The organism is Pseudomonas bohemica, from assembly GCF_002934685.1.
Lineage (GTDB): Bacteria > Pseudomonadota > Gammaproteobacteria > Pseudomonadales > Pseudomonadaceae > Aquipseudomonas > Aquipseudomonas bohemica.
Genome location: NZ_NKHL01000097.1, coordinates 41,854 through 68,348 on the forward strand (window position 1 = coordinate 41,854; position 26,495 = coordinate 68,348).

The 26,495-nt window shown below is 57.9% G+C and carries 24 protein-coding genes; 12 read left to right on the top strand and 12 right to left on the bottom strand.

The features are described 5' to 3' along the window. Nucleotides 1-180: 180 nt before the first annotated feature. The 8 genes from CE491_RS08660 to CE491_RS08695 form a co-directional block, all read right to left on the bottom strand. The gene (locus CE491_RS08660; protein WP_110947938.1) at nt 181-1,608 is read right to left on the bottom strand and encodes a sigma-54-dependent transcriptional regulator; all 1,428 of its coding nucleotides are present in this window, start codon (nt 1,606-1,608) and stop codon (nt 181-183) included. Continuing rightward, nucleotides 1,605-2,831 (bottom strand): sensor histidine kinase, encoded by a 1,227-nt coding sequence (locus CE491_RS08665; protein ID WP_110947939.1) that lies wholly within the window; start codon nt 2,829-2,831, stop codon nt 1,605-1,607. Before CE491_RS08665 ends, CE491_RS08660 begins: the two co-directional genes overlap by 4 nt. A 120-nt stretch (nt 2,832-2,951) precedes the next feature. Continuing rightward, nucleotides 2,952-4,427 (bottom strand): sigma-54 dependent transcriptional regulator, encoded by a 1,476-nt coding sequence (locus CE491_RS08670; protein ID WP_110947940.1) that lies wholly within the window; start codon nt 4,425-4,427, stop codon nt 2,952-2,954. Nucleotides 4,428-4,652: 225 nt separating this feature from the next. Further along, the gene (gene fliT, locus CE491_RS08675; protein WP_110947941.1) at nt 4,653-4,964 is read right to left on the bottom strand and encodes a flagellar protein FliT; all 312 of its coding nucleotides are present in this window, start codon (nt 4,962-4,964) and stop codon (nt 4,653-4,655) included. 79 nt (nt 4,965-5,043) lie between these two features. Further along, the gene (gene fliS / locus CE491_RS08680; protein WP_110947942.1) at nt 5,044-5,448 is read right to left on the bottom strand and encodes a flagellar export chaperone FliS; all 405 of its coding nucleotides are present in this window, start codon (nt 5,446-5,448) and stop codon (nt 5,044-5,046) included. A gap of 98 nt (nt 5,449-5,546) precedes the next feature. Then, nucleotides 5,547-6,953 (bottom strand): flagellar filament capping protein FliD, encoded by a 1,407-nt coding sequence (gene fliD, locus CE491_RS08685; protein ID WP_110947943.1) that lies wholly within the window; start codon nt 6,951-6,953, stop codon nt 5,547-5,549. Nucleotides 6,954-7,042: 89 nt separating this feature from the next. After that, nucleotides 7,043-7,393 (bottom strand): flagellar protein FlaG, encoded by a 351-nt coding sequence (locus CE491_RS08690; RefSeq protein WP_110947944.1) that lies wholly within the window; start codon nt 7,391-7,393, stop codon nt 7,043-7,045. 75 nt (nt 7,394-7,468) lie between these two features. Beyond that, nucleotides 7,469-8,602 carry a flagellin N-terminal helical domain-containing protein gene (locus CE491_RS08695; protein ID WP_110947945.1) on the bottom strand — a complete coding sequence of 378 codons (1,134 nt, stop codon included), beginning with the start codon at nt 8,600-8,602 and terminating at the stop codon, nt 7,469-7,471. Between the two features lie 235 nt (nt 8,603-8,837). Between CE491_RS08695 and CE491_RS08700 the strand changes: the two genes are divergently transcribed. Then, nucleotides 8,838-10,475, top strand: coding sequence for a tetratricopeptide repeat protein (locus CE491_RS08700; RefSeq protein ID WP_110947946.1), 1,638 nt, complete (start codon nt 8,838-8,840; stop codon nt 10,473-10,475). Between the two features lie 118 nt (nt 10,476-10,593). Here CE491_RS08700 and CE491_RS31050 read toward each other — a convergent pair whose 3' ends face one another. The 3 genes from CE491_RS31050 to CE491_RS08715 all read right to left on the bottom strand — a co-directional run bounded on the left by CE491_RS31050 (nt 10,594) and on the right by CE491_RS08715 (nt 13,520). Then, nucleotides 10,594-11,493: a CatB-related O-acetyltransferase gene (locus tag CE491_RS31050; protein ID WP_324880398.1), complete on the bottom strand. Its 900-nt coding sequence runs from the start codon at nt 11,491-11,493 to the stop codon at nt 10,594-10,596. A 73-nt stretch (nt 11,494-11,566) separates the two neighbouring features. Next, nucleotides 11,567-12,460, bottom strand: coding sequence for a CgeB family protein (locus tag CE491_RS08710; protein WP_110947947.1), 894 nt, complete (start codon nt 12,458-12,460; stop codon nt 11,567-11,569). Between the two features lie 130 nt (nt 12,461-12,590). Continuing rightward, nucleotides 12,591-13,520, bottom strand: coding sequence for a ketoacyl-ACP synthase III (locus CE491_RS08715; protein ID WP_110947948.1), 930 nt, complete (start codon nt 13,518-13,520; stop codon nt 12,591-12,593). 382 nt (nt 13,521-13,902) lie between these two features. Here CE491_RS08715 and flgB point away from each other — a divergent pair, with 382 nt between their 5' ends. The 11 genes from flgB to CE491_RS08770 all read left to right on the top strand — a co-directional run bounded on the left by flgB (nt 13,903) and on the right by CE491_RS08770 (nt 25,425). Continuing rightward, nucleotides 13,903-14,310 (top strand): flagellar basal body rod protein FlgB, encoded by a 408-nt coding sequence (flgB, locus tag CE491_RS08720; protein ID WP_110947949.1) that lies wholly within the window; start codon nt 13,903-13,905, stop codon nt 14,308-14,310. 3 nt (nt 14,311-14,313) lie between these two features. After that, on the top strand, nt 14,314-14,763 hold the full coding sequence (gene flgC / locus CE491_RS08725; protein ID WP_110947950.1) for a flagellar basal body rod protein FlgC: 450 nt from the start codon (nt 14,314-14,316) through the stop codon (nt 14,761-14,763). Nucleotides 14,764-14,778: 15 nt separating this feature from the next. After that, nucleotides 14,779-15,480, top strand: coding sequence for a flagellar hook assembly protein FlgD (locus tag CE491_RS08730; RefSeq protein ID WP_110947951.1), 702 nt, complete (start codon nt 14,779-14,781; stop codon nt 15,478-15,480). A gap of 27 nt (nt 15,481-15,507) precedes the next feature. Beyond that, the gene (gene flgE, locus CE491_RS08735) at nt 15,508-16,815 is read left to right on the top strand and encodes a flagellar hook protein FlgE (protein ID WP_110947952.1); all 1,308 of its coding nucleotides are present in this window, start codon (nt 15,508-15,510) and stop codon (nt 16,813-16,815) included. 258 nt (nt 16,816-17,073) lie between these two features. Next, entirely contained in the window at nt 17,074-17,814 is a 741-nt protein-coding gene (locus tag CE491_RS08740; protein WP_110947953.1) for a flagellar basal body rod protein FlgF, read from the top strand. 48 nt (nt 17,815-17,862) lie between these two features. Next, the gene (gene flgG, locus CE491_RS08745; RefSeq protein ID WP_110947954.1) at nt 17,863-18,648 is read left to right on the top strand and encodes a flagellar basal-body rod protein FlgG; all 786 of its coding nucleotides are present in this window, start codon (nt 17,863-17,865) and stop codon (nt 18,646-18,648) included. Between the two features lie 49 nt (nt 18,649-18,697). Continuing rightward, the gene (gene flgH / locus CE491_RS08750; protein WP_110947955.1) at nt 18,698-19,393 is read left to right on the top strand and encodes a flagellar basal body L-ring protein FlgH; all 696 of its coding nucleotides are present in this window, start codon (nt 18,698-18,700) and stop codon (nt 19,391-19,393) included. 12 nt (nt 19,394-19,405) lie between these two features. Next, on the top strand, nt 19,406-20,527 hold the full coding sequence (locus CE491_RS08755) for a flagellar basal body P-ring protein FlgI (protein ID WP_110947974.1): 1,122 nt from the start codon (nt 19,406-19,408) through the stop codon (nt 20,525-20,527). An 11-nt stretch (nt 20,528-20,538) separates the two neighbouring features. Next, nucleotides 20,539-21,768 (top strand): flagellar assembly peptidoglycan hydrolase FlgJ, encoded by a 1,230-nt coding sequence (flgJ, locus tag CE491_RS08760; RefSeq protein WP_110947956.1) that lies wholly within the window; start codon nt 20,539-20,541, stop codon nt 21,766-21,768. 10 nt (nt 21,769-21,778) lie between these two features. After that, complete coding sequence (gene flgK, locus CE491_RS08765; RefSeq protein WP_110947957.1) at nt 21,779-23,833, top strand: flagellar hook-associated protein FlgK; 2,055 nt, start codon at nt 21,779-21,781, stop codon at nt 23,831-23,833. A gap of 14 nt (nt 23,834-23,847) precedes the next feature. After that, nucleotides 23,848-25,425: a flagellar hook-associated protein 3 gene (locus CE491_RS08770; RefSeq protein ID WP_110947958.1), complete on the top strand. Its 1,578-nt coding sequence runs from the start codon at nt 23,848-23,850 to the stop codon at nt 25,423-25,425. A gap of 225 nt (nt 25,426-25,650) precedes the next feature. Here the strand turns inward: CE491_RS08770 and cheR are convergent, their stop codons facing one another. After that, nucleotides 25,651-26,478 (bottom strand): protein-glutamate O-methyltransferase CheR, encoded by an 828-nt coding sequence (gene cheR / locus CE491_RS08775; protein ID WP_110947959.1) that lies wholly within the window; start codon nt 26,476-26,478, stop codon nt 25,651-25,653. Nucleotides 26,479-26,495 lie beyond the last annotated feature (17 nt).

Here is a 26,495-nt window from a genome sequence, read left to right on the forward strand (position 1 = left end):
AACGGTGCCAGACCAATGACGGCACAGTGCCAGCTTTTCATGAAAGTATTGGGATGGTTACAAAAGCTGCGTTTAGAACCTGTAGAGCGCACTTGCCCGCAAATGCTTCGTCTCAGCCAATCTTAATGGTCTGACACGACGCATTCGTGGGCAGGCGTGCTCCTACAGGCTTGATTGATGTCAGCTAGCGAACAGATACCCTTCGACATCCATCCCCGCATCCCGCATCTGCGCCAATTTGTAGCGCAACGTACGAGGGCTGATACCCAGGCGTTCGGCGGCTTCCTTGCGCCGGCCACGCTCAGCGCGCAGGGTGTCGATGATCATCTGAAACTCGCGACGGCGCAGGTCTTCCCCCAGCGCGCCAGCCAATTCGCCATTGGCAGTCTCCAGCGACGATTCCATGACACCGGGCGGTGTCGGCAGCGGCGCCAGAACCTGAAGCATCGGCGCCTGGGCAGGCATCGACGCGAAGCTGATGGGGCCCGCAAGACAGAAGTCCTGCGCCTGAATCACCCCACCCTGTTGCAGGATCAGCGCGCGCTGCACAGCGTTGTCCAGCTCGCGCACGTTGCCCGGCCAGCTGTATTCGACCAGACACTTTTGCGCATCGGCCGACAACCGCACCGGCGCGTGCTTCATTTTATTGACGTGTTTGGCCAGCAGACGCTCGGCCAGAGGCAGAATATCGCCGGGACGCTGACGCAGCGGGTGCCACGCAAGCGGAAACACCGACAGGCGATAAAACAGGTCTTCACGGAAACGCCCCGCCGCTACCTCGCCCGCCAGATCGCGGTTGGTGGTCGCGAGCACGCGAATGTCCAGTGCGATAGGCTTGCGCGCGCCGACCCGCTCCACCTCGCGCTCCTGCAAAACCCGCAGCAATTTGGCCTGCAGCCCCATCGGCATCTCGGAGATTTCGTCGAGCAGAATGGTCCCGCCATCCGCCTGTTCGAACTTGCCCGCCTGAGCGGCGATGGCGCCGGTAAAGGAGCCTTTCTCGTGGCCGAACAAGGTGGCTTCGAGCATGTTGTCCGGTATCGCCGCGCAGTTGATGGCAATGAACGGTTTACCGGCGCGCGGCGATTGCTGATGAATGAAACGCGCCAGCACTTCCTTGCCGGTCCCGGATTCGCCGGAAATCAGCACCGTGGAATCGCTTTTCGCCACCCGGCTCGCCAGATTGAGCAACTGTACGCTGGCCGGTTCGACCGCGATCGGGCCTTCACCGTCCGCAGGCCCCAATCGGCCCAACGCGTGACGGGCTACCAGCGCCAGAAGCGCCTTGGGCTCGAAGGGTTTGACCAGATAATCGGCGGCACCTTGACGCATGGCTTCCACGGCACGATCCACCGCGCCATGAGCCGTCATCAACAACACCGGCAGTTGCGGATAGCGGCTGCGCAGTTGGGCCAGCAATTGATGGCCGTCCATACCCGGCATGTTGACATCGCTGATCACCAGACTGAAAGAGACTGCACCCGCAGCCAGCATCGCCTCTTCGGCAGAGCCGACGGCGTGGTAATCGTGACCGGCCAGCTCCAGGGTTTCACCCAGCGCCTCGCGCAGGGAATGATCATCCTCGACCAGCAATACATTGATCGTCATGAGCGGTTACCTGTGGCGCTGACGCCCGGAATCAGCGGCAAGGAAACGATGGCACAGGTCCCGCGGCCCGGACGCGAACGAAATTGCACCTGCCCCTGGTGAGCCCTGGCAACTGCCGTGACCACCGCCAGCCCGAGTCCGGTGCCGGTGGTCTTGGTGGTGAAGAATGGCTCGCCGATCCGGGCCAGAGCGGCGGCTTCGATACCGCTACCGTTATCACTGATGCATAGGCGCAAGGTGTTGCCACGGTCGTACGCATGAATCTTGACGCGTGCGCCAGCAGCACTGGCCTGCACAGCGTTTTCGATCAGGTTGAGCAACGCACCGATCAGGGTGTCGCGGTTGCACAACAATTCGCCATCGACGCTGTTGCATCGCCAGCGCACCGCGACATCCCGAACATGGGTCTGCGCCGAGGACTCCAGCGCATCGACCAACGCCTGCGGGGTCACGCGATCGGTCAGCGGCAGCTCGCCTCGGGCAAACACCAGCATGTCGCGGACCTGATGCTCCAGCTCGTGCAGACGCTCCTTGAGGCGGCCAGCGAAACGCTGCTGGGTCTCGACATTCAGTGCCTGCTCGGTCAAATGGCTGGCGTAGATCATCGCCGCCGACAACGGCGTGCGGATCTGATGAGCAAGGGAGGCAACCATGCGTCCCAGCGACGACAGACGCTCATGGCGCGCCAGCTGGCTTTGCAGATGACGGGTTTCAGTCAGGTCGTTGAGCAGCACCAACTGCCCCGGTTCGGCGTCCAGCGAGCGGGTCGCGATGGACAGACGACGCCCGTCTTTAAGGGAGATTTCATGGCCGTCGTCTTCTCGAGGCGCGAAGCAGCGCGCAATGACGTGACGCCAGAGCATGCCGATCAGCGGCTCGCCCAATAGCTCCAGGGCGGCCGGGTTGGCCTCGCGAACCGTTCCGGTGCCGTCGATGACGATAACGCCTCCGGGCAACAGGTCGAGCAGATTCTGCAGCCGGTTGGCCAGACGCTCTTTCTCGGCCAGTTCCTGCATGCGCTGGGCGCTGACCACCGCCAGCTCACCCTTGAGCTCGGTAACCCGTGCTTCGAGCAAGCTGTAGGAATCAGTCAATTGCGCCGACATCTGGTTGAACAGGGAAAATGCCTGTTCCAACCCTTGTCGACTTTCCACTTCCGGGGACGGCTGCACTTGCGAACCTGGCAAGACGGGTTCGGAAGACATCTGAGCGGCCTGGGACATAGTTGATCTCTCGGTGGCGAACCGTCAGCAAACGGTATGTTGCAAGAGACTTAGCAATCCTCGTGCCGAAAAAAAACCGCTGAAAAATCAGCGGTTTGTTTTTTGCGCGTCAAACAAGTGTCAGTCGTCGACCTGATCGTCGCCTTCACGGCGACTCATCCCGTACTTACGCATCTTCTCCACCAGCGTGGTACGGCGGATGCGCAGACGTTCAGCGGCACGGGCAACGATGCCATTGGCGTCGTCCAGCGCCTGCTGAATCAGCCCCTGCTCCAGACCACCGAGATAGTCTTTCAAGTCCAGGCCTTCGGGCGGCAACATCGCACTGTTGGCGAAATTCGGCGTATGGCCGTTGATCGCCACGCGCTCTTCCAGATCGCTTCGCAGGCTGTCGACCAGTTGCTCGTCTTCGTCATCGACATAACGAAACTTCTTCGGCAGCTCGGAAACCCCGATTACCCCGTACGGGTGCATGATCGCCATTCGCTCCACCAGGTTGGCCAGTTCACGAACGTTACCCGGCCAGCCGTGACGGCACAGCGACATGATCGCCGCCGAGTTGAAACGGATCGAGCCACGTTTTTCGTGCTCCATGCGCGAGATCAGCTCGTTCATCAGCAGTGGAATGTCTTCCACACGCTCACGCAGCGGCGCCATTTCGATGGGGAACACGTTGAGGCGGTAGTACAGGTCTTCACGGAAACCACCGGTCTCGATCATGTCTTCGAGATTCTTGTGGGTCGCCGCAATGATGCGCACGTCGACGCTCTGGGTCTTGTTGCTACCCACGCGCTCGAAGGTGCGTTCCTGCAGCACGCGCAGCAGCTTGACCTGCATCGGCAGCGGCATGTCACCGATTTCATCGAGGAACAACGTGCCGCCGTTAGCAAGCTCGAAGCGCCCTGCCCGGCTGGTGATCGCCCCGGTGAACGCGCCCTTCTCGTGGCCGAACAGCTCGCTTTCCAGAAGCTCGGCCGGAATGGCGCCGCAGTTCACAGGCACGAAAGGCCCGTCGCGGCGTTTGGAATGGTAATGAAGGTTGCGCGCGACCACTTCCTTGCCGGTACCGGACTCGCCGAGGATCAGCACGCTGGCGTCGGTATCGGCAACCTGCTGCATCATCTGGCGCACATGCTGGATGGCACGGCTGGTACCGACCAGGCTGCGGAACAGATTGGTTTCGCGCTGACGACCACGCTCACGGGCCTGATCGTACATTTCACGATAAACCTGGGCCCGGTGCAGGGAATCGAGCAGCTTGCTGTAGCTCGGGGGCATTTCTACGGTGGACAACACCCGACGACGCAGGTCGTCGGCCAGGTCCGCCGACGAATTTTCGCCCATCAGCAAGACAGGAAGGAACTCATCCCACGCAGCGATGGTCTTAAGCAGCCCTTGTAGACTGCCTGGGGCATTTACGGTGCCGACCAATACGCACAGGACTTCCCGGGTGGACGCCAGAGAACCTACCACTTGCTGCCAGTCGGTACTGGAGCAGGACAGGTTCTCATCGCCAAGAAAATTCAGAATCACCGCCATATCACGGCGGCGCTGGCTATCGTCATCGATCAGCAGAATTTTGATTTCACGCCACATGCAATAGCAACTTCCCTAGTCAACTCTATGCCCATCGAAGGGCGAGTTCGACATAATTTGGCCGTGGTGCAGCTGATAGGCGTCTGAATGTAGTCAGCGCCGCGACGCTAAGTTAAGACAAAATAGCTCAATCAGTCAAATTTATGACGCGACAATGGAAGGCAATCTTCTTTGTGCGCAATCCGGTGCAAAGTATCACGCATCAAGGCTGAAATGAATCGGATGTCAGCGCATCATTGATGCTTTCTGGGCTAAATGATAGATCTTCGCGGCGTTGTGCCCCTGACGCGCCTGACTCATCTGCGAAGCGAGATTCTCGCGCGCCGACGACGTCACATCAATCAGGCGCCTGTACAACAGCAGCAAGGCTTCCAGATTGCTACGCAACTTCTGCTTGTCGACATCCTGATCATCAAGAACCCGATCGATACAGGTTCTGCACTCAAGATCCAGCGCCGTAATGGCTTCCCAATCTCCATCGGCCAGCGCGCTCTCCAGCGCATGACGAGTTACTTCAATATTTTGCAGTGCACTCATGACAATCTCCTGGGGAGCAAGAGCCCCAACCTTTCAACGACCAGCGCCAGACCAGGGCTATTTACCTATTGCCAGCTTTTCAAGGCTTCGCCGGTGTCGCCGTCGCTGGATCGATGGCATCCCAACCTTGTTTCACGGTCAACAGCAACCCGGAAACCTCGTCGAGTATCTCCAGGCTATTGATCCGGTTGGCCATAACCAGACGGCGCGTCATGTAATCATATAGCCGAGCATAGTTGGCCGCGATGTCAGCCCCCGTCTCGAAATCCAAGCCGTCACGCAGACCGGCCAGAATATTCTGAGTCTTGGCAATCAGCTGGCTCTTCTGCAGCAACTCATTGCGCTCCATGCAACCGCGGGCCTGGGCGATCCGACTCAGCCCGCCTTCCATCAGCAATTGAATCAAGCGATGAGGCGAAGCATCGACCATTTCGGATTGTGTATTGACGCTTCGGTACTGTCGAAGCGCGGCTATGCGATTCATGGATGTTACCTCGGGAAGTTGCCTGACATTTGACCCTCATGCCTTTGTATCGACCCAAGGGCGTCAAAGTTTAGCCGCCCCTTGACCGATCATCCGCTTCAATCGCTGGAATCGGTGTTGAGCGCATTGAGCGTTGTCATCACGCTACTGCTGGTCGCATTGAGTTGCGCGACCAGGGTGTCCATGGCGTTGTACTTGGCGTACATGGTCGTCTGGTACTTGTCCATACGTGTATTGAGGGTAGTCTGCTGAGTCGCCAGGTCGCTCAGCGTGTCGTTCAGAGAGTCGACGCGTTGATCAAGCAAGCCGTCATTCTTGACGTATAGGTCGAGGCCGGAAGACATGCGGTCAAGCAAACCACCCGTACCGGTAAAAAAACCCTCCACCGATGAAGCGTTTGTTTCCAACGCTGTTTCCAGCTTGTCGTCGTCGATTTTAAGCGTGCCGTCGGTTTGTGTAGCTACGCCCAGTTGCGACAGCAGCGTAATGGTGCCGCCATTGGTAGAAGTACCGACCAATTGGTTACGCAGACTGTTGATAATATTGCGCACGCTGGAATCGCTGGTCAGCGCAGCCGCGGTAGTGGTGGCGTTACCATCGTCGTCAGTGCTGGAGGTGACGGACGTGAGCGATTTGATCGAGCTCATCAGCGTGTTGTACGAGTCGACGAAACTCTGGATCGAGGTTTTCAGCCCGTCGGTGTTGGTTTCCACCGTGAGCGTAGACTTAGAATTTTCGCCGGTTAACAGGGTGAATTCGACACCACTGATCGCACCCGTGACCGTGTTTGATGCACTGGTCATCGACAGGCCGTCGATGGTGAACTCGGCGTCCTGCGCAGGCGCAGTGACGTAACCGCCCGTGGTCGCAGAGGCGACTGAACCTGTAGCCGATGAACCATCGATCGCCAGGGCTGAAAGACCCGACGTCGCCGTCACGCTGATATCAGTGCCTTCGCCGGTCTTGCTGGAGCTGATGACCAGGCGTTGACCGGTGGAGTCAGTGATGATGTTGGCCGTGATGCCGCTGGATTTCAGCTGGGTGTTGATGCTGTCACGGATGGTCGACAGGCTGGCATTGGCAGCCACTTTTACCGTGCCGAGGGTGCTGTCGCCTTGGGTCAAGGTCAGGCTGCCACCCGTTGAAAAGGTAGCGCCCGAATCAATGTACTGGGTAGCAACCTTGGAGCCGGTTGCGAGTTGAGCAACCGTGAGCGAATAAGTTCCGTCAGCAGCGCCCGAGCTCACGGTAGCCGTCATCTTGTCTTCGTCTGACGACGTAGCGGTCAGGCCGGCAAAGGATTTGGCCACGTTCAGATCGGTCATGGCCGTCTGGAAAGTCGACAGCGCCGACTTCAACGAACTGACTGCGGACAGCGTAGTCGTGGCCTCAGTCTTGGCATTGGTGATCTGCGTCTGCTTTGGCGTTTTCTGTGCAGTTACCAACGACGAGACGATGGAGTCAATGTCGATCCCTGACCCAACTCCGTTAACCGAAGTACCCATAGTGTGTCCTCCCACTCAAATTATTGGCGCATGCGTTAGGAAATGAACTTATTCCCTCAGCCATGCAAGTTAAGCACCAACCCTAACTCTCACGCCCATCCGTCGAACAGCGAGGTGTTACCGTCCTTGAGACTCTGCGCCAGCTTCAGTGCCACTTCCGAAGGCATCTGCCGTATCACTTCGCCGGTATCGCTGGCAACCACCTTGACTACCTGGATGCCGGTGCTTTCATCCACGGAGAAGTTCAGATTACGGTGCGTCACCGTCATAAAATCCTGCAGGCTGCCCACCGCCTGCTCAAGCGTTTGCGACACAGGCTGCCCAGCCTGCTCGGACCGTTGGCTAGCCTGGCCTGTTTGGCTCGCCACCGAATTACCACCCGCCGCGAGAGTTCCGAGGGTACGACTATCAACGGCCGCTATATTCAGATTGAGGCCCATGAATCATTCCTCTTATGGCAACGAAAGAAAGGGCGCAAGCGCCCTTTCCGTGGTTTTAGCCGTATGGCTGCTACCTTATTGCAGCAGTTTCAGTACAGCGGAAGGCAGCTGGTTGGCCTGAGCCAGTACAGCGGTCGCCGCGGACTGCAGGGTTTGCTGCTTGGTCATCTCGGCCGTTTCAGCCGCGAAGTCCACATCCTGGATGGTCGAGCGAGCAGCAGTGGCGCTTTCCGACACGTTCTGCAGGTTGGAGATGGTGCTATCGAGACGGTTCTGGATGGCACCCAGGGAAGAACGCTGGGTGTCGATTTGCTTCAGAGCGGCGTCGATAACCTGAGTGGCTTTTTGAGCCGAAGAGGCATCGGTGATGCTCAGTTGCTGAACGGTGAAGTTCGAGGTGGACACAGCCGTAGAGGCAACACCAGCAACCAGAGTGCCAGTACCTGTTACAGATGCAATGTCGCTACCAGAGGTCAAAATGATACCGGTGCCCGCACTGTCTAGGGTAGCGGTCACGCCACTAACGTTGGTGTTGATGGCGCTGACTACGTCGCTCATTGACGAACCGGAAGCGATGTCGACTTCCACGCCACCGATGGTCATAGAGCTCGAAGCCACGGTAGCAGCGGCGCTGGCCACAACCGCACTCATGGATTTGACAGCCAGAGCAGCACTGCCTTTCAGAGCTGAAGCACCCATGTCACTCAGGGTGAAGGAAACGGTTTCGTTAGCGTTAGCGCCGACTTGGAATGTGAGAGTGCCGCTATTGCCTGCTGTACCGTCCAGCAGTTTGATACCCGACGAGCCGCCGCCGAAAGTGGTTGTCTTAGAGATACGAGTCAGTTCTGCGGTCATCGACTTGAACTCTTGGTTCAGTGCCGACTGGTCTTCACTGCTATTGCTGCCGTTAGCCGACTGCAGGGACAGTTCACGCATACGCTGCAAAATATTGGTCGATTCTTGCAGCGCGCCTTCAGCGGCGGTTGCGATCGAGTTGGCATCTTGAGCATTCTTGACCGCTACGTCCAGACCTTTGACCTGAGAGGTCAGACGGTTGGAGATTTGCGAACCCGCAGCGTCGTCTTTGGCGCTGTTGATACGCAGGCCAGTCGACAGGCGAGTCATCGACGTGGTCAGAGCATTGGAGGAAGCGGTCAGGTTCTTTTGAACCGACAGGGAGGCAATATTCGTGTTGACGGTAAGAGCCATGACAAATTTCCTTGCAGTGAGTCTAACGGAGTGTGGGTTCCAGGGCTGGGTGGTAGTGCGAGTGAGTTGCCGTACAGAACCTTCGTAGTAGTTATCGTCGGGTCTTGGAATCACTTGAGGAAAATTTGCTTTTTTTTTGCTCACACCCTTGCAATCCGGATTTCTAAGGGATGGCCTTGTTCTTGCTACAGCTCTGATACATGTCAAACCCCCGTCACGACAGCCGGACCTTCTTATGCAGAGCAGAACACAACAGGCCGAGATCCAGCGCATATCTACCGCGCTGGCGTTGGCAGAAAAAAGTCAGAATAGCGACACGCAGCTTAAGCTCTATCAAGAACTTGCACGCTTGGTCCCTGGTACCGCCCTTATTCACGCCCAGATTGCGCACCTACTCTTCGAGCGCCAGCAAGAGCAACAAGCCGCAGACCATGTCGAAACCGCCCTTGCATTACCCCATGACATCAAGGTCGACCGTCTGATCTTTCAGCACATGTGTAAATTGACCCGCTATACCACCAAGCCTGCACAGGCTCGCGAATGGTTCAATGCGCAGCCGAACCTGTGGCGCTTCAAACTGCTTCACGAAGCACTCAATCGCATTGAAGCGCGGGAGGAGTTGGAGCGGGTAATCCACGACATGCTGGAATTACCACTTTTACCTGCCGAGCAATCGCAGATTCTTACCCTGCTCGCCCAACAGTATTTCGGCCAAGCACGTTACCACGATGCTATCGGCTGCTATCAACTGGGCCTTGAGCTGGACCCTGGCAACCAAACGCAACTGTTCAACTTGGCAGGATCGCTGGAGCACGTCGGTCGCTATGAGGAGGCCTTCAAGTACTACAAGCAAGTATTGAGTAACAACCCTGAACACGCCGGCACTCACAACAACATCGCACTCATCATGCTACGCCTGGGAGAATTCCAGCAGGGCTGGCAACACAATGAGTGGCGCTGGAAGGCGTCCCAGCCCGAGCACGCGCAGCACTTCAGCATCCCACGCTGGAATGGCGAGTCGCTGGAGGGGAAAGTCTTGTTGGTGTGGGCCGAGCAAGGTATTGGCGATCACATCATGTTCGCCAGCATGCTGAACGAATTGCGCGAGTTCGGAGGCACGCTGCACTATGAAATCTACGCGCGCCTCGATGACCTATTCACTCGCAGCTTCGACGGGGTCAACTTTCTGCGCCGCGAGACGATGGGAGAGGAACAGATTGAAGGCAAACGCATGTTCAAGCAAAGCTGGCCTCGTGCGGATTTCCAGATCCCGATCGGCAGCCTGGGCGGAATCTTGCGCAATGACTTGGCCAGTTTCGGCAGTGGAAAAAGTTTTCTCACGGCCGATCCTCAAGCCTCGCAGGACTACAAGGATAAATATGCACGGTTGTTTCCTGGCAAACGGCTGATTGGCTTGTCATGGCGCGGTGGCAAGACGATGCAGACCGAGCGCCAGAGCCGTCGTGCACAGATCCAGGACCTATTGCCGCTCTCGGAACTGAGCAACGTGCAATTCATCGATCTGCAGTACGACAGTACCGCTGAAGAAATTGCTGAAATGCAAGCAGCTGGCCTGTCCGTCTACCACGACGACACAGTCGACGCACGCATCGCGATGGATCCCCAAGCCTCGCAAATCAGCGCTCTGGACGCCGTAATCAGCGTTGATAACACCACTGTTCACCTTGCCGGCGCACTCGGCGTGCCCACCTACGTACTTGTCCAATTGAACCCCAACTGGCGCTGGGGGCTCAAGGAAGGGCGCAGCTATTGGTACAACAGCGTTCAACTGTTCCGCAATCCGGCGCTTATTGGCTGGAATAATCCACTGGAACGCATTATTACCGCGCTGCAAACCGACGGCATCATCTGACAGTGAGAATCGAATTCGCCCGCGAGCGTGGGAATACGAACAGCTCGCTGGCAAGCCGACTCATGTAGAACGCTCGGACCTGCGCAGCAATTTCCTGAGCACCGAGCTTTCGGCAACTCTAAATAAGTTTGTAGCGTTCGATAAAGGCGTTCATATCCGCCATCATCAACGGCAGACGCTCGTTGATGACCTCATCGGACCACTCCCACCACTTGATTCGCGAAAGACTCGCAATGTCTTCCTCGCAATGACGATATTTCAAGACTTTTCCGGGATTACCGCCATATATCGCAAATGGCGGAACATCCTTGGTTACGACACTGCGGGCAGCGATAACCGCACCGTCGCCGATAGTCACGCCGGATAGAATCGTAGCGCCGTAGCCAATCCAAACATCATTGCCAATCGTCACATCACCTTTAACAGCATGGTCGGCGACAGGACAATCGTTCAGCGCAGGCCAGTATTGTTTAAGGCTGGCAAAAGGATAGGTAGTCACTCCATCCATACGGTGGTTTGCCAGCACGATCACCACGCCGTCGGCGATCGAGCAGAATTTGCCAATCCGCAGTTTCGAATAAGCTTTTTCGACAACAGCAGGAATGCCGTAAGTATGATCCCCAATGACCCAACCAAAATGCTCGATTTCTGCTGCCAGATGATGAGCCGTAAGACGGTCATGACGTTTTCGGCTTTGGAAGTCCCACTCAATCTGCCGAAGCTGATGGACTATTTTCATTTCAGGATGCAGCAGAAAATCACCCTCAAGTACAAGTTTTCCGTCGATCAAACTGGCTCTGTTGAAGACAGTACTCGGTCTACCTTCCGAAGTCAGAAACGCGAGATTTCCATCGACTACTCCCCAAGCCGCCTCATTGCGGTGGTAGTAGCCATCCAGGGTCCCGCCCGGTATCAACTTGACAGGGGCAACATCGAGAGTGCCGTCAGCACGACAGAGCTTGAACGTGAGCGTAGTCAGATCGGGCGCAGAAGAGGAGTCAGGGAAGTGATTGGCCATTTTGTATGTCGTCGCAACTCATTCAGGTTGGGGTTTACGCACCATTTACAGCGGGGACCTGTCCCAGTGCGCATTAGAAGAGAGGTTTCAGCTCATCGGCGAGACGCACGCCATCAGCCAGACTTCCAGTGAGTTCGAAGCGCGATTCGGGGTCAGCAAAGAAGGCGCAGATATCATCCATGCTGCCGCTCGCAGTGAAGTCCAGGTAACCGTCGTCGTCACGGGGGTTGTCGGCCAGCACCGGCACGCCATTGGCGGTCATCATGTAGATGCGGAACGGATTGACGAACTGCTCCCCTTCTCCCGCACACAATGACAAGCCATAACGCGTGGACGACAAGTAATAGTCACGACTCATGTGTGGCGTCTTATGGTCCACCGTGCGCAAGCGCATGCCGGCAATGGCCGCAAGCCTGTCCAACTTGATTTGGCGTTCGCCCTTGGCTAACCCGAAGAACACTGCATCGTGCTGGATAGTTGCGCGACGATTAATGTTTGGGGTGACCAGCTCGTCAAAGTAGCCCCAGCGTGCGTAAGTGGCCTTGTGGCTGACCCCGCACGCCTGGTATGCCTGCAGGTTGTAGCGATACGGAGTGCATATGAAACGGCTCATCTTCAGCAGCTCGAGGTAATTCTCGATCTTGAAGCCGGCGCGCTGGTTGATGGTCTTGCCATCAAAACACTCCACGTCGTAGATGGAAAATTCCGCCTGGGTTTGGCGGATGTGCTGCAAGTGCCCTTCATCAACCAGCCAGTCGGCGCCAATGACCACGTTGTGCACTCCAGTGAAAAACTGGTTGTGGCTCATGCTCACTTCGTGCCCCAAGGACGTAAGGCTGTGATAAAGGCCATAGATGATATCAGCCTTGAAGTTGAACCAGTCGTTGCTGCCGATATGGGCGATGTTGAGTTTCACCGTGAACTCCGAGGGCAAATAGCGGAAGCGCTGCCAGGCGCTTTCGGCCACAAATGAGCCGCCTAAGCGCCACGCACAATGAGCGGCAGGTTTCTGACGGCAATAAAGGGGGACGGTGCAAGAAGGGCGCCAAGTGAATGGCAAAAAGCAGTGGGAGCCCGAATGGGGCTCCCGGAGGGCTTCAACGACGCTCGATAATCGCCGACCCCCAAGACAATCCCACCCCAAAGCCGCTGATTGCCACGCGCTTCCAGCGGTCGCTGAAGGCATGCTTTTCCAACAGCAGTGGAATACTTGATGACACGGTATTGCCGGTTTCCAGCATATCCTTGACGAATTTCTCCGGCGCAGCTTCTTCAAAACGGCGCGCCACGGCGTCAACGATGGCCGCGCTGCCCTGGTGGATGCAATAGGCGTCGATATCGCTCGATGTCAGCCCGGAGCTATCGAGCAGCAGTTGCAGGTGCGCCGGCACTTTAACCAGGGCGAAGTTGAAGACCTGACGGCCATTCATGAGAAACAGCCCGTTGGCGACTTTCAAGTGCGCGGCACCGCTGCCGTCGGTGCCAAAGGCCGATTTGCCAAGTGTCCAGACCGGCTCATCGCCCATCCAGGTAACGGTAGCGGCATCGCCAAACAGCATGGCGGTATTACGGTCTTCAGGGTCGACGATTTTGGAGTAGGGATCGGCGGTAATCAGCAGGCCATTCTTCAGGCCGGTGGCTTCCATGAAGCCCTTCATGGCGTATAGGCCATACACGTAACCCGAGCAGCCCAGCGAGAGGTCGAAGGCGGCGATATGGATTGGCAGGCCCAATTTGGCCTGAACGATGGCTGCAGTGTGTGGCAATCCTTCTTCGTCACCGTTCTGGGTGACGACAATCAGCGCGTCAATGCTATCCGGGTGCAGTTCGGGGTGATTGGTGAACAGGGTTTTGACGGCCTCGACACATAGGTCGGAGGTTTCTTGAGCATCGTCTTTACGAGGCAGAAAGGCGGAGCCGATCTTGCCGAGAATGAAATCTTCGGCCTTGCCGAATTTCGCGCCCTGCGCATAGTTATCAACGCCGCCCGTGGGCACGTAGCTCGCGATACTTTTAATGCCAATCATGCTGGCTTCCCAATGCAGAAAAACGGGTAATCACCGCCCGCCGGGGACGGGGGCGTCTAGGGCTCCGTGGCGGGCCAGGACCTGCGACAAGCCAAAGGGCCTGCGCGCCTATTAATACAATACAGTGAAGATGCACGTTTTGACCCATTGGTCACAAGTCCGACGAATCGTACTCTGCAAAAAAATATGCCCATGAATGCGACGCATCCATGACATCTCTTGCCGCTTTGCCGTCGGAAAAGCGGAAAACCATTGCCGCTTTTCTGACATCGCCGCTTGTCGCTGCTCCGCAGAGCCCCGGAAATCAGGGCTTTCCAATTTGGCATGAGGCTTGCTTCAGCACCAATCACAGATATCTGGTCTGCCGCCAAAGGTTACCGACATGAGTATCAGTTTCGACAATGCGCTGGGCATTCACCAGCAAGCCCTCACCTTTCGCGCAGAGCGAGCGGAGGTATTGGCCAATAACCTGGCCAATGCCGATACCCCTAACTACAAGGCTCGGGACCTGGACTTTGCTGCCGTTCTGGCCAACCAGAGCGACAAGACCAGGAACGGCACCTTCGCCCTCGAGCGAACCAATGCCAGACATATTGAAGCCGAAGGTCTGGGCACCGGTGATGAGGAACTGCTGTACCGCACCCCATCGCAGCCTTCCATCGATCAGAACACCGTCGATGCGCAGATCGAACAAGCGAACTACGCGCAGAACTCAGTGAACTTCCAGGCCAGCTTCACACTGCTCAACAGTAAATTCAAAGGGCTGGTATCGGCCCTTCGCGGAGAGTAAGTCATGTCTCTTGCCAACGTCTTCAATATCGCCGGTACCGGCATGAGCGCGCAAACCACGCGTTTGAATACCGTAGCCAGCAACATCGCCAACGCCGAGACCGTCTCCTCGAGTATTGACAAGACCTATCGCGCCCGGCATCCGGTGTTCTCCACCATGTTCGACCAAGCCAGTGCCGACACCGGCGACAGCGGTTCGCTGTTTCAGGACCAGGACGCTGCCGGCAGTGGCGTGCAGGTCGCCGGTATCGTCGAGGATCAGAGCAATCTTGAAGGTCGCTATGAACCTAACAACCCGGCAGCGAACAAGGACGGCTACGTCTATTACCCGAACGTCAACGTGGTGGAGGAAATGGCTGACATGATTTCCGCCAGCCGTTCGTTTCAGACCAACGCGGACATCATGAATACCGCGAAAACCATGATGCAGAAAGTCCTGACCCTGGGTCAGTGATAGAGGCGAGCCACCATGACTACAACGACAGACAGCACTTCGGCTTCGTCCGTATTGACGGCACTGCAGAAGACGACCAGCACCACTGACAGCTCCACGGGCACGGCAGGCAGCGCGCTGGGCAAGGATGCCTTCCTGCAACTGCTGGTTACGCAGATGCAGAATCAGAACCCATTGGATCCGCAGGACAACAGCGAATTCGTGTCCCAGCTGGCCCAGTTCAGCAGTCTGGAAAGCATGCAGAGCCTTAACGACTCCGTCAGCACCATTCTCACCTCATATCAATCGTCGCAGGCTCTGCAGGCATCCTCGCTGGTGGGCCATACGGTGATAGCGACCGGCACCGTCGCCGACGTCGATACCAGCACCGGCCTGACCGGCTCCGTGAATCTGACCGATTCCAGTACCAGCAACACGGTCGGTGTGTATGACAGCAGCGGCACGCTGGTGCGCTCACTGGACATGGGTACGCAATCTGCGGGCACTTATAGCTTTACCTGGGATGGCAAGGACGGTGATGGCAATACGTTGGATTCGGGCAACTACACGTTCAAAGCCGTGGCAACTGTTGATGGCACCTCGACTGTAATGACGACCAACCTGCCAACCACTGTCAACAGCGTGACTATGGCTACCACCAGTGGCGGTGAAATGACACTCAACCTTGCGACAGGGTCCAGCGTTGCTCTGTCGGCTGTTCAAACCATCGGAATTTAATGCCGGCATCGGCGCAGGAGTGAAACTATGTCTTTCAACGTCGGCCTTACCGGCCTGGCAGCAGCCAATAAGGCGCTCGATGTCACCGGCAACAACATTGCCAACGTGGCAACCACCGGCTTCAAATCATCGCGCACGGAATTCGCCGATCAATACGCTCAGTCGATCCGTGGCACATCGGGCAAGACCACAGTAGGCAGTGGGGTAACCACTGCGGCAGTGTCGCAATCGTTCACCCAAGGCAACATCACCTCCACTGGCAACAGCCTGGACATGGCCATCAATGGCAATGGCTTCTTCATATTGAGCGACAACGGCTCCAAGCTATATTCCCGTGCCGGTGCCTTCTACAGTGACAAGTCCGGGTATGTCGTCGATGCCAGCGGCAACAATCTGCAAGGCTACACCACCGATTCTTCGGGCAACCTGACCTCGGGCATATTATCCAACCTGCAAATCGACACCTCCAACCTGGATCCCAAAGCCACCACCAGCGTCAGCGAGACTGTCAACCTTAACTCCAGCGCCACCACGCCCACGGTCAGTCCGTTCAGCGCGAGCGACACCAGTAGCTACAACTACAGTTTCAACACCGATGTTTATGACAGTCAGGGCAATGCTCACCAACTGAACCAGTATTTCGTGAAGGATGACACGGCCAATTCCTGGACGATGTACACCACTGTCGACGGTGTGAATCCGAGTGATCCGACCTCCACAACACCGCTGGCGAACACTCTCTCATTTAACTCTGACGGCTCATACAACTACACAGCCGGTGCCGTGACCGGTGGTTTGACGGTAAGTGATGACGGTAAATTCAGCCTGGCTGGATGGGTACCAGCGGCTCAAAGCAGCGACGGCAGTTGGTCGGCCAATGGCGCTTCGGCCAGCGCGTCGATCTCGCTGGACATGAACAATCTGACCCAGTACAACGCGACCTCCGCTACGACTGCCAAGGATCAAGACGGCTATGCCACGGGTGAACTGTCTGCATTGTCGGTGAGCGATACCGGCCAGCTGACGGCTACCTTCAGCAACGGCATGACTAACGTCATTGGTCAGGTAGCGTTGGCTAACTTCGCCAACACTCAGGGCCTGAGCCCGGCCGGTGGCACCTCCTGGCGCGAAACGTACGCCTCAGGCGTGCCGGTGGTCGGCACTCCGGATGCAGGCACTTTCGGCTCGCTGACGGCTTCGTCTCTGGAAGATTCCAATGTCGATTTGACCTCGGAACTGGTAAATCTGATCAAGGCGCAGTCCAACTACCAGGCCAATGCCAAAACCATTTCCACTGAAAGCACCATCATGCAGACCCTCATTCAGATGACCTGATGGTCATTGACGCACTGCCTGAAGGCCCCAATCGCAAGATGGGGCCTTTTTTTTTGACGCCCCCAGGCCGATCCTTGCCTCCCCCCGGCAGAACAGCGCCGTTTTTTCGTCCTCAAGGGGGTGAGTCAAGGCTGATCTTACCCCCTCGAAAGCCTGTATCTCGGCGTATACAAAGGTTTTTTCAACCTTGGCCTGCTTGTTGCTTTATCCATGTCTGAACACCGGCAGGCGGCATTCGCCCGTCATGGGAGACGCACCTTGGACAAAATGCTTTATGTAGCAATGACCGGTGCCAGCCAAAACGCGCTGGCACAGAAGTCACATGCCAACAACCTGGCCAACATTTCCACCACAGGCTTTCAACGCGACTTGGAACAGGCCCGTTCGATGCCTGTGTTCGGTGAAGTGTTTCCATCGCGCGCTTACGCCATGACCGAAAATCCCGGCACCGATTTTACCCCGGGGCCATTGCAGGCAACTGGTCGGGATCTGGATGTGACAGCCGATGGCGACAGCTACATCGCCGTGCAGGCGCCCGATGGCAGCGAGGCCTACGTGCGTACTGCCAGCATGAACATCGATGCGTTAGGTGTGCTGCGCGACGGCAAGGGTATGCCGATCATGGGCAATGGCGGACCAATCGCAGTGCCGCCCGAGCAACAGATCGAGATCGGTAGCGACGGCACCATCAGCATTCGCTCGATGGGCGAAGGCCCGCAGGTCATGGCGCAGGTCGATCGCATCAAACTGGTCAAGCCGCCGACCAGCAACCTTACCAAGGGCAGCGACGGCCTGATGCACACCAAGGATGGCAAACCGGCGGCGGCCGAAGCCACCTCCAGCCTGACCGCAGGTTTCCTTGAAGCCAGCAACGTCAATGCCGTGGAAGAGATGACCTCGGTGCTCGCCCTGTCCAAACAATTCGAGCTGCACATCAAAATGATGACCACTGCCAAGGAAGATGATGAGTCCGTGGCGCGTGTTTTGCAGAACACCTGACAAATGATCGGGCGCGGCGAAAAACAAGCGCGCACCTAGGAGAATAGAATGCTTCCTGCACTTTACGTCAGCAAGACCGGTCTGGCCGCCCAGGACATGAACCTGACGACCATTTCCAACAACCTGGCCAACGTTTCGACCACCGGTTTCAAGGCCGATCGCGCAGAGTTCCAGGATCTGCTCTACCAGACCAAGCGTCAGCCAGGTGCCAACTCTACCAATGACACCGAACTGCCGTCAGGCCTGCAGTTAGGTACCGGGGTGCGCATCGTCGGCACTCAGAAAAACTTCACTGCCGGCAGCCTGGCCACCACTGACCAGCCATTGGACATGGCAGTGAACGGCCGCGGTTTCTTTCAGATCATGCAGCCTGACGGCACCGTGGCCTACACCCGTGACGGTACCTTCCACCTGGACTCCAACGGCCAGATCGTGACCTCCAGTGGCATGGCGCTGGAACCCGCCATCGTTGTGCCGACCAACGCCCAGACTTTCACGGTAGGCACCGACGGCACTGTGTCGATCACCACCGCCGCCAACGCTACGTCCCAGGTGATAGGCAACCTGCAGACCGCGGACTTCATCAACCCGGCCGGCCTGCAGTCTGTCGGGGGCAACTTGTACCTGGAAACCGCCTCCAGCGGCGCCCCACAGGTCGGTACGCCTGGTCTCAACGGTTTTGGCACTACGCTGCAAAACACCCTGGAAAACTCCAACGTGAGCACGGTCAACGAACTGGTCAACATGATTACCACGCAACGTGCCTACGAAATGAACTCCAAGGTAATTTCCACTGCGGACCAGATGCTCCAGTTCATTACCCAAAATCTGTAATTCAGGTACAGGGCGCTGCCCGCGCCAGCTACATTGTGAGGTCAGTGTCATGAGTCGCTTGTTCAACGTATTTGCCCTGAGTGGGGTCGCCTTATTGGCAGGTTGCGTCGCGCCGCCTGCGAAACCCAACGATCCTTACTATGCACCGGTGCTGCCGCGTACGCCGCTGCCAGCTGCGTCCAATAACGGTTCCATTTACCAGGCTGGTTTCGAGCAAAACCTGTATGGCGATCGCAAGGCATTTCGTGTAGGCGACATCATCACTATTACCCTGGCCGAGAAAACCGCTGCCAGTAAAAGCGCCAATTCCAAGCTGACCAAGGATTCGGATACCTCGCTGGGGCTGACCTCACTGTTCGGTGGCGGCGTATCGGCCACCAATCCCCTGACCGGTGGCAAGCTCGGTTTGAATGCGGGCTACAGCGGTACACGGGCCACCGATGGCACCGCCAAGGCTGATCAGGCCAACAGCCTGACCGGCTCGGTGACGGTCACAGTGGCCGATGTACTCCCCAATGGCATTCTGTCGGTGCGTGGCGAGAAGTGGATGACGTTGAACACCGGTGAAGAACTGGTGCGTATAGCCGGCCTGATCCGCGCCGATGACATCGCGACTGACAACACCGTGTCATCCACCCGCGTGGCAGACGCGCGCATTACCTATTCGGGTACCGGCTCATTTGCAGATACCAGTCAGCCAGGCTGGCTGGACCGATTTTTCATGAGTTCTTACTGGCCCTTCTAGGTGTTGACCAACATGCGCAAACTCAAACACCTGATGGTTGCAACTCTGATCGCAGCGACGTCCCTGACGGCGGCTACCGCTGTCCAGGCCGAGCGATTGAAGGACATTGCCAGCATTTCCGGCGTGCGGACCAACCAGTTGATCGGTTATGGCCTGGTTGTGGGCCTCAACGGTACGGGGGATCAGACAACCCAGACGCCGTTTACTCTGCAGACATTTAACAATATGTTGGCGCAATTCGGTATCAAAGTGCCGGCAAGCACAGGCACCGTGCAGCTGAAAAACGTCGCAGCAGTGTCGGTTCATGCCGATCTTCCGGCGTTCGCCAAGCCGGGTCAGCAAATTGACATCACCGTCTCTTCCATCGGCAACTCCAAGAGCCTTCGCGGTGGCAGCCTGTTGATGACCCCACTCAAGGGTATCGATGGGAATGTCTACGCCGTCGCGCAGGGCAACCTGGTCGTCGGCGGCTTCGACGCCGAAGGCCGCGACGGTTCCAAGATTACCGTCAATGTGCCGTCGGCCGGACGCATCCCGGGCGGCGCCAGTGTCGAACGTGCAGTGCCGAGCGGCTTCAACCAGGGCAACAGCTTGACTCTGGACCTCAACCGCTCCGACTTCACCACCGCCAAGCGTATTGTCGACAAAATCAACGATATGCTCGGTCCGGGCGTCGCCCAGGCATTGGACGGTGGCTCAGTACGCGTCACCGCCCCGCTCGATCCCAGCCAGCGAGTGGACTACGTGTCGCTGCTGGAAAACTTGGAGATCGATCCCGGCCAGGCCGTGGCCAAGGTCATCATCAACTCGCGCACCGGTACCATCGTCATCGGCCAGAACGTCAAGGTGTCTCCTGCGGCAGTGACTCACGGCAGCCTGACCGTGACCATCACCGAAGACCCGATCGTCAGCCAGCCCGGGGCTTTTTCCAATGGCCAGACGGCGGTGGTGCCACGCTCGCGGGTCAACGCTCAGCAGGAAGCCAAGCCGATGTTCAAGTTCGGCCCGGGCACCACGCTCGACGAGATCGTGCGTGCGGTAAACCAGGTGGGCGCAGCCCCCGGAGATCTGATGGCGATTCTTGAAGCACTGAAGCAGGCTGGCGCGTTGCAAGCCGATCTGATCGTGATTTGAGGTAGGCAAGCATGGACATGCCAAAGGGCGGCGTCACTACCAGCACCGATTCGGGGGCCTACACCGACCTTAATCGCCTGAACGCGCTGAAAGTGGGTGACAAGGATAGCGACGCCAACCTGAGAAAGGTGGCGCAGGAGTTCGAATCGCTGTTTCTCGGTGAAATGCTCAAGTCGATGCGTTCGGCCAATGATGTGCTGGCCAAGGACAATCCGATGAACTCCGAGGCCGCCAAGCAGTACCAATCCATGTACGACCAGCAGTTGGCCGTGACCCTGTCCAAGCAGGGTAACGGCATCGGCCTGCAGGACGTGCTGATGCGCCAACTGTCCAAGAACAAGTCGACGCAACGCCCCGGCGGCAACCCATTCGCGCATGCGCCCGACACCACTCGGCAGACCCTGGGCGCCGTGCGCTCCGTTACCGCCGACCTCAAGGCCGATCGAGCGCAACCGACCAATCGCAACGACATGGCAATGCTCAATCAGCGCCGCCTGTCCTTGCCCGCCAAGCTGACTGACCGACTGCTGGCGGGTATCGTCCCATCCACTGCCACCGATGCGGCCATGCAGGCCACCGCCAAAAACCGCATCAACGTCACCCGCACAGCCACTGGCAACAACGCGCTGCCGTCTAACTGGAAATCGGCGCTCACCAGCGGCACAGCCAAGGGCGACACCGGAAGCTGGCAGATTCACGGCCGCAGTGTGGCTCAGCCACCACTGGCGCCGGCTAAGAAAGCCTTCAACTCGGTCGACGATTTCGTTGCGACGATGCTGCCCCTGGCCAAGGATGCCGCCGCCCGTATCGGCGTCGATCCGACCGTGCTGGTGGCCCAGGCAGCGCTGGAAACGGGCTGGGGTAAATCGGTCATGCGTGATGACAATGGCAACAGCAGCCACAACCTGTTTGGCATCAAGGCCACCGGCAGCTGGCAAGGGGATCAGGCGCGAGCCATTACCAGCGAATTTCGCGACGGCAAGATGCTCAAGGAAACGGCGCAGTTCCGCTCGTACGACTCGTATGCCGACAGTTTCCATGATCTGGTCAGCCTGCTGCAGAACAACGATCGTTATCAAGATGTCGTGAACTCGGCCGATAACCCGGAACAATTCGTAAAAGAGTTGCAGAAGGCCGGCTATGCGACGGACCCGAACTACGCCACAAAGATTTCGGCGATTGCCAAACAGATGAAGAGCTACAGCGATTACGCTCAAGCTGCCTCACCCAAGACTTTATAAGGTTTGAACCATGTCGAATCTGATCTCCATCGGGCTATCCGGACTGTCGGCCACTCAGACCGCGCTCACCACGACCAGTAACAACATCAGTAATGCTGATACCGCGGGCTACTCGCGGCAGTCCACGGTGAACACCGCCGGCGCGCTGCAAAGCATCGGTGGGGCGGGTTACGTCGGAACGGGCACCACCCTGTCCGATGTGCGGCGCATCTACAACCAGTACCTGCAGAATCAGGTCAACAGCTCCACCGCGCTGGACTCTTCGAGCCAGTCCTATGCGACCCAGATCTCGACCCTCGACTCGCTGCTGTCCGACAGCTCCACCGGGATTACCTCGGTGCTGTCCAGCTTCTACGCGTCATTGCAAACCTTGTCTTCTACCCCGAACGACACTTCGGCGCGGCAGCTTGCCCTGACCTCGGCCTCGAGCCTGAGCAACCGTTTCAACTCGATCTCGCAACAGTTGACCCAACAGAACACCAGTATCAACAGCCAGTTGACAACTCTCACTGGCCAGGTCAACCAACTGACGACATCGATTGCCTCGCTCAACAAGCAAATCACCACGCTGTCGGCCAACGGTTCGCCCACCAGCCTGCTCGATGCCCGTGACGAAGCCGTGCGTCAGCTGAACGAACTGGTCGGTGTCACCGTGCAGACCAGCAGCAATGGCACCAGCTACGACGTATATCTGGGTACCGGCCAGGCGCTGGTTTCGGGTAACACTTCCAATACCCTAACCGCTCAGCCGAGCAGTACCGATCCCAGCCAATACAGCTTGACGGTCAACTACTCCAGCTACAGCGCCGACGTCACCAGCGTGGTATCGGGTGGCGAAATCGGCGGCATCCTGCGCTACCGTGACGACGTGCTCAACCCGGCGGTCAACGCGCTGGGCCGCATGGCCATGGTGGTCAGCGATACCATCAACAGCCAACTGGGACAGGGCGTAGACGCCAACGGCAACTTCGGCTCTTCGCTGTTCTCCAGCATCAACAGCGCCACGGCAATCAGCCAGCGCAGTATTGCCGCCTCCACCAACGCTTCTACGTCCGGCAACCTGGGCGTGACCATCACCGATAGCAGTGCGCTGAGCAGCTACGACTACCAGGTGACCTTTACCAGCGCCACCGATTACACCGTCACCCGCTCTGACGGTACCGACATGGGCAGCCATAGCCTGAGCGATGACCCGGCACCGGTCATCGATGGCTTTACCCTTTCGATGGACACCACAAGCACCGTGGCGGCCGGAGACAAGTTCAAGGTCACGCCCACTCGTAGTGGCGCCAGTAATATCTCTACGGTGATGACCGATGCCACGCAACTGGCCATGGCGGGAGCACTGAGCGGCACCAGCAATTCTGGTAATTCCGGTACGGGCGCCATCACCCAGCCCACTCTGACGACCAGTCTGGACATCTACGGCGGCAGCGCGACATCCGCGCAACAAGCGGCAATCAAGACCGCGATGCCAGTCAAGCTGGTGTTCGACGCCGCCAGTGGCGGTGCACAGGCTTACACGGTGTATGACGCCTCCGGCAACAGCCTGGGCACCGGCAGCATCGTCCCTGGCCAGAACAACGACCTGAGCGTCAGCGTGCCGCTGCTCGACAGCAGTGGCAATGCACTGCTGGACGCCGACGGCAATGCAATGAGCATGAGCTTCTCGACCACTGTCAGTGGTTCGCCGGCCTCTGGGGACAGCTACACCGTGGCGTTCAATAGCAGCGGCAGCAGTGACAATCGCAACGCCAGCAGCCTGCTGGCCCTGCAGACCGCCAATACCGTGGGTGTCACGTCTACCAATAGCGGTAACAGCGTAACCAGTGCTTACGCCTCGCTGGTGGAGGGCGTGGGTGCCATGGCCAGTCAGGCCTCAGTCGACAGCACCGCTACGGCAGCCGTGCTGACGTCGGCTACCAACTCGCGCGACTCGGTTTCGGGGGTCAACCTGGATGAGGAAGCGGCCAACCTGGTTAAGTTTCAGCAGTACTACACAGCCTCCTCGCAGATCATCAAGACCGCGCAGGACATCTTTCAGACTCTGATCAACAGCTTGTAAAGGAGGAGAAGCCCATGCGCATTTCCACTGGCCAGTATTTCGCCAACAGCCTGACGGGCTATTCGAAAAACTATTCAGACATCACCAAGACTCAGACCGAGATCAGCTCCGGCTCGCGGATACAGACGGCAGCAGATGATCCGATTGGCGCGGCCAAACTACTGCAGCTGCAGCAGCAGAGCTCCCGGCTGACCCAGTACACCAGCAACACCACCACTATCAACAACTCGCTCAACAACGAGGAAACGGTGCTGTCGAGCATCTCCGATGCCGTGCAAAGCGCGCGCGAGCTGACCCTGCAGGCTGGCAACGGCGGCCTGACCGACGATGACCGTGCCTCCATCGCCAGCCAGCTGGGTGATATCGAGAACACCGTCTACGGCCTGCTCAACAGCAAAGATGCAAACGGCAACTACTTGTTCAGCGGCTCCAAGACCAATGTACAGCCCTACGTGAAAAATGCCGATGGCTCCTACAGCTATCAGGGAGACGAGACCCAGTTGAGCCTGCAGGTGTCCGATATCCTCAGCATGGCCACCAACGACACCGGCTACAGCGTGTTCGAGCAGGCCAGCAACATCGCGCGCACCACGGCGACCTCGGCCTCGTCAGTGAACGACGACGGCCGCATGACGCTCACGTCCGGTTCGATGACCTCGCAGACCACTTACAACAGCAGTTTCAAGGCAGACGAGCCGTATACGCTGACCTTTACAAGCGCCACCGAATACACCATTACCAACAGCAAGGGCGACGATGTCACGGCCGAAAGCAGCGGCAAGGGCAGCTACGATGCCACGGATGCGTCGGGCAGCACCATCAGCTTGCGCGGTGTGGACTTCAAGGCCAGCGTGACGACCCTGGACGGCGATGCCGACGCCGACCTGGACAGCCTCCTGGCCGGCCATAGCTATACGCTGGACAGCAAGACCGACAGCATCAGCACGTCTCGTGTGTCGAGCAACACCTCGGCGGCGCAGATCACCTCGGCGTCGGTCACCGATGAAACGGCCTACAACAGCACCTTCCCCAATAGTGGGGCGGTGATCAAGTTCACCAGCGCCACCGATTACGAGGTGTATGCCTCGCCGGTAACGACCTCAAGCAAGGCTATCGCCAGCGGTTCCCTGAGTGGCGGTTCCACGATAACGGCAGCGGGTGTCACCTTCGACGTGTCTGGCACCCCACAAACCGGCGACCAGTTCTCGGTCAATGCCGACGCGCACCAAACCCAGAACGTGCTCAATACCCTGAGCCAACTGCGCCAGGCGCTTGCCACGCCGATCAGCGGCGACAGTGCCGGGGCTCAAAAGGTGCAGGACGCCGTGGCCTCCGCCGTCGGCAACCTGGACTCGGCCGCCAGCCGTATCGACCTCACCCGCGGCTCTATCGGTGCACGGGGTAATGCCCTGGACATTCAGACTTCCGAAAACAGCAGCCTGGCTCTGACCAATGCCGCGACTCAGTCGTCCATCGGCAGCACCGACGTTGCAGAGGCGAGCGTCAAGCTGACTCTGCAACAGACCATGCTTGAGGCTTCGCAACTGGCGTTCAGCCGCATCTCGCAACTGAGCCTGTTCAATAAACTCTGACTGGCTACGCATGCACTTCAAGCCGCCGTCGCCTGCAAGGGCTACGGCGGTTTTTTTGCGCCCTGGTACGGCGCATCTGGCGTAAGCGCAACCCGCTTGACTTTGGTGGCCGTGCGGATGGCCCGCAGGTAAAGGTCCAGGCGCAACACCGTACCTGGGTCGCCTGCGTGATCGACCAGGAAGATGTACTGGCTTTAAGGGAACAACAGGTGCTTCTCTTGCCCTTTATTTCGCCTGATAGATGATCCCAGGACTGCACTGCACCATCTGATAATGATCCGGCAAACCGTTCAACGCCTCCGACGCCCCCAGGAACAAATAGCCCCCAGGCTTGAGCGTGGCGTGAATGCGCAACAGGATGTCCTTCTTCACCTCAGCCGAAAAGTAAATCAGCACATTGCGGCAAAACACGATATCGAACTTGCCCAACGCCGCATAACTGTCCAGCAGGTTGAACGAGCGAAACTCGACCCGGTTCTTGATCGGCGTCTTCACCGTCCAGCGCCCCGGCGTCTTCTGATCGAAATAACGCTGCAACCGATCCGGCGACAGACCACGACCAATGGCCAGACTGTCGTACTCACCGGTCTTGCAGTTATTCAACATACTGCCCGACAAATCCGTCGCCACGATCTGCGCCCCGGCCTTCAGCTGCCCCGGGTTACTGCGCTCGAATTCATCGATCGACATCGACAACGAATACGGCTCCTGCCCCGAGGAACAGGCCGCCGACCAGATCCGCGGGCGCAGACCGGGACTGGCCTTGATCCGCTCCGGCAACACCTTGCTCTTGAGTACCTCAAACGGATAGGTATCACGAAACCACAACGTCTCGTTGGTCGTCATGGCGTCCACAACCTGCTCGCGCAAACCACTGCGTGGCTGGCTCTGGATGCGCTGAATCAACTCACCCAACGACTTGATGCCCTGCTGCTCCATCAGCTTGTTCAGGCGGCTGGAGACCAGGTATTGCTTGTTTTCACCCAGCAAAATGCCACAGGCTTTTTCCAGGAAGACCCGGAACTGTTCAAAATCCAAATTACCTGTAGACATGCCGCCTCTCAAATCAT

What these genes read in the sequence shown, in the direction of transcription:
- CE491_RS08690 (WP_110947944.1), bottom strand. Translation starts at nt 7,393, where the DNA reads ATGGGCCTCAATCTGAATATAGCGGCCGTTGATAGTCGTACCCTCGGA.
- cheR (WP_110947959.1), bottom strand. Translation starts at nt 26,478, where the DNA reads ATGTCTACAGGTAATTTGGATTTTGAACAGTTCCGGGTCTTCCTGGAA.
- CE491_RS31050 (WP_324880398.1), bottom strand. Translation starts at nt 11,493, where the DNA reads ATGGCCAATCACTTCCCTGACTCCTCTTCTGCGCCCGATCTGACTACG.
- CE491_RS08665 (WP_110947939.1), bottom strand. Translation starts at nt 2,831, where the DNA reads ATGTCCCAGGCCGCTCAGATGTCTTCCGAACCCGTCTTGCCAGGTTCG.
- flgH (WP_110947955.1), top strand. Translation starts at nt 18,698, where the DNA reads ATGAGTCGCTTGTTCAACGTATTTGCCCTGAGTGGGGTCGCCTTATTG.
- flgE (WP_110947952.1), top strand. Translation starts at nt 15,508, where the DNA reads ATGTCTTTCAACGTCGGCCTTACCGGCCTGGCAGCAGCCAATAAGGCG.
- CE491_RS08715 (WP_110947948.1), bottom strand. Translation starts at nt 13,520, where the DNA reads ATGATTGGCATTAAAAGTATCGCGAGCTACGTGCCCACGGGCGGCGTT.
- fliT (WP_110947941.1), bottom strand. Translation starts at nt 4,964, where the DNA reads ATGAGTGCACTGCAAAATATTGAAGTAACTCGTCATGCGCTGGAGAGC.
- fliD (WP_110947943.1), bottom strand. Translation starts at nt 6,953, where the DNA reads ATGGGTACTTCGGTTAACGGAGTTGGGTCAGGGATCGACATTGACTCC.
- CE491_RS08730 (WP_110947951.1), top strand. Translation starts at nt 14,779, where the DNA reads ATGACTACAACGACAGACAGCACTTCGGCTTCGTCCGTATTGACGGCA.
- flgK (WP_110947957.1), top strand. Translation starts at nt 21,779, where the DNA reads ATGTCGAATCTGATCTCCATCGGGCTATCCGGACTGTCGGCCACTCAG.
- flgC (WP_110947950.1), top strand. Translation starts at nt 14,314, where the DNA reads ATGTCTCTTGCCAACGTCTTCAATATCGCCGGTACCGGCATGAGCGCG.
- CE491_RS08700 (WP_110947946.1), top strand. Translation starts at nt 8,838, where the DNA reads ATGCAGAGCAGAACACAACAGGCCGAGATCCAGCGCATATCTACCGCG.
- flgG (WP_110947954.1), top strand. Translation starts at nt 17,863, where the DNA reads ATGCTTCCTGCACTTTACGTCAGCAAGACCGGTCTGGCCGCCCAGGAC.
- CE491_RS08670 (WP_110947940.1), bottom strand. Translation starts at nt 4,427, where the DNA reads ATGTGGCGTGAAATCAAAATTCTGCTGATCGATGACGATAGCCAGCGC.
- CE491_RS08770 (WP_110947958.1), top strand. Translation starts at nt 23,848, where the DNA reads ATGCGCATTTCCACTGGCCAGTATTTCGCCAACAGCCTGACGGGCTAT.
- CE491_RS08695 (WP_110947945.1), bottom strand. Translation starts at nt 8,602, where the DNA reads ATGGCTCTTACCGTCAACACGAATATTGCCTCCCTGTCGGTTCAAAAG.
- fliS (WP_110947942.1), bottom strand. Translation starts at nt 5,448, where the DNA reads ATGAATCGCATAGCCGCGCTTCGACAGTACCGAAGCGTCAATACACAA.
- flgJ (WP_110947956.1), top strand. Translation starts at nt 20,539, where the DNA reads ATGGACATGCCAAAGGGCGGCGTCACTACCAGCACCGATTCGGGGGCC.
- CE491_RS08755 (WP_110947974.1), top strand. Translation starts at nt 19,406, where the DNA reads ATGCGCAAACTCAAACACCTGATGGTTGCAACTCTGATCGCAGCGACG.
- CE491_RS08660 (WP_110947938.1), bottom strand. Translation starts at nt 1,608, where the DNA reads ATGACGATCAATGTATTGCTGGTCGAGGATGATCATTCCCTGCGCGAG.
- flgB (WP_110947949.1), top strand. Translation starts at nt 13,903, where the DNA reads ATGAGTATCAGTTTCGACAATGCGCTGGGCATTCACCAGCAAGCCCTC.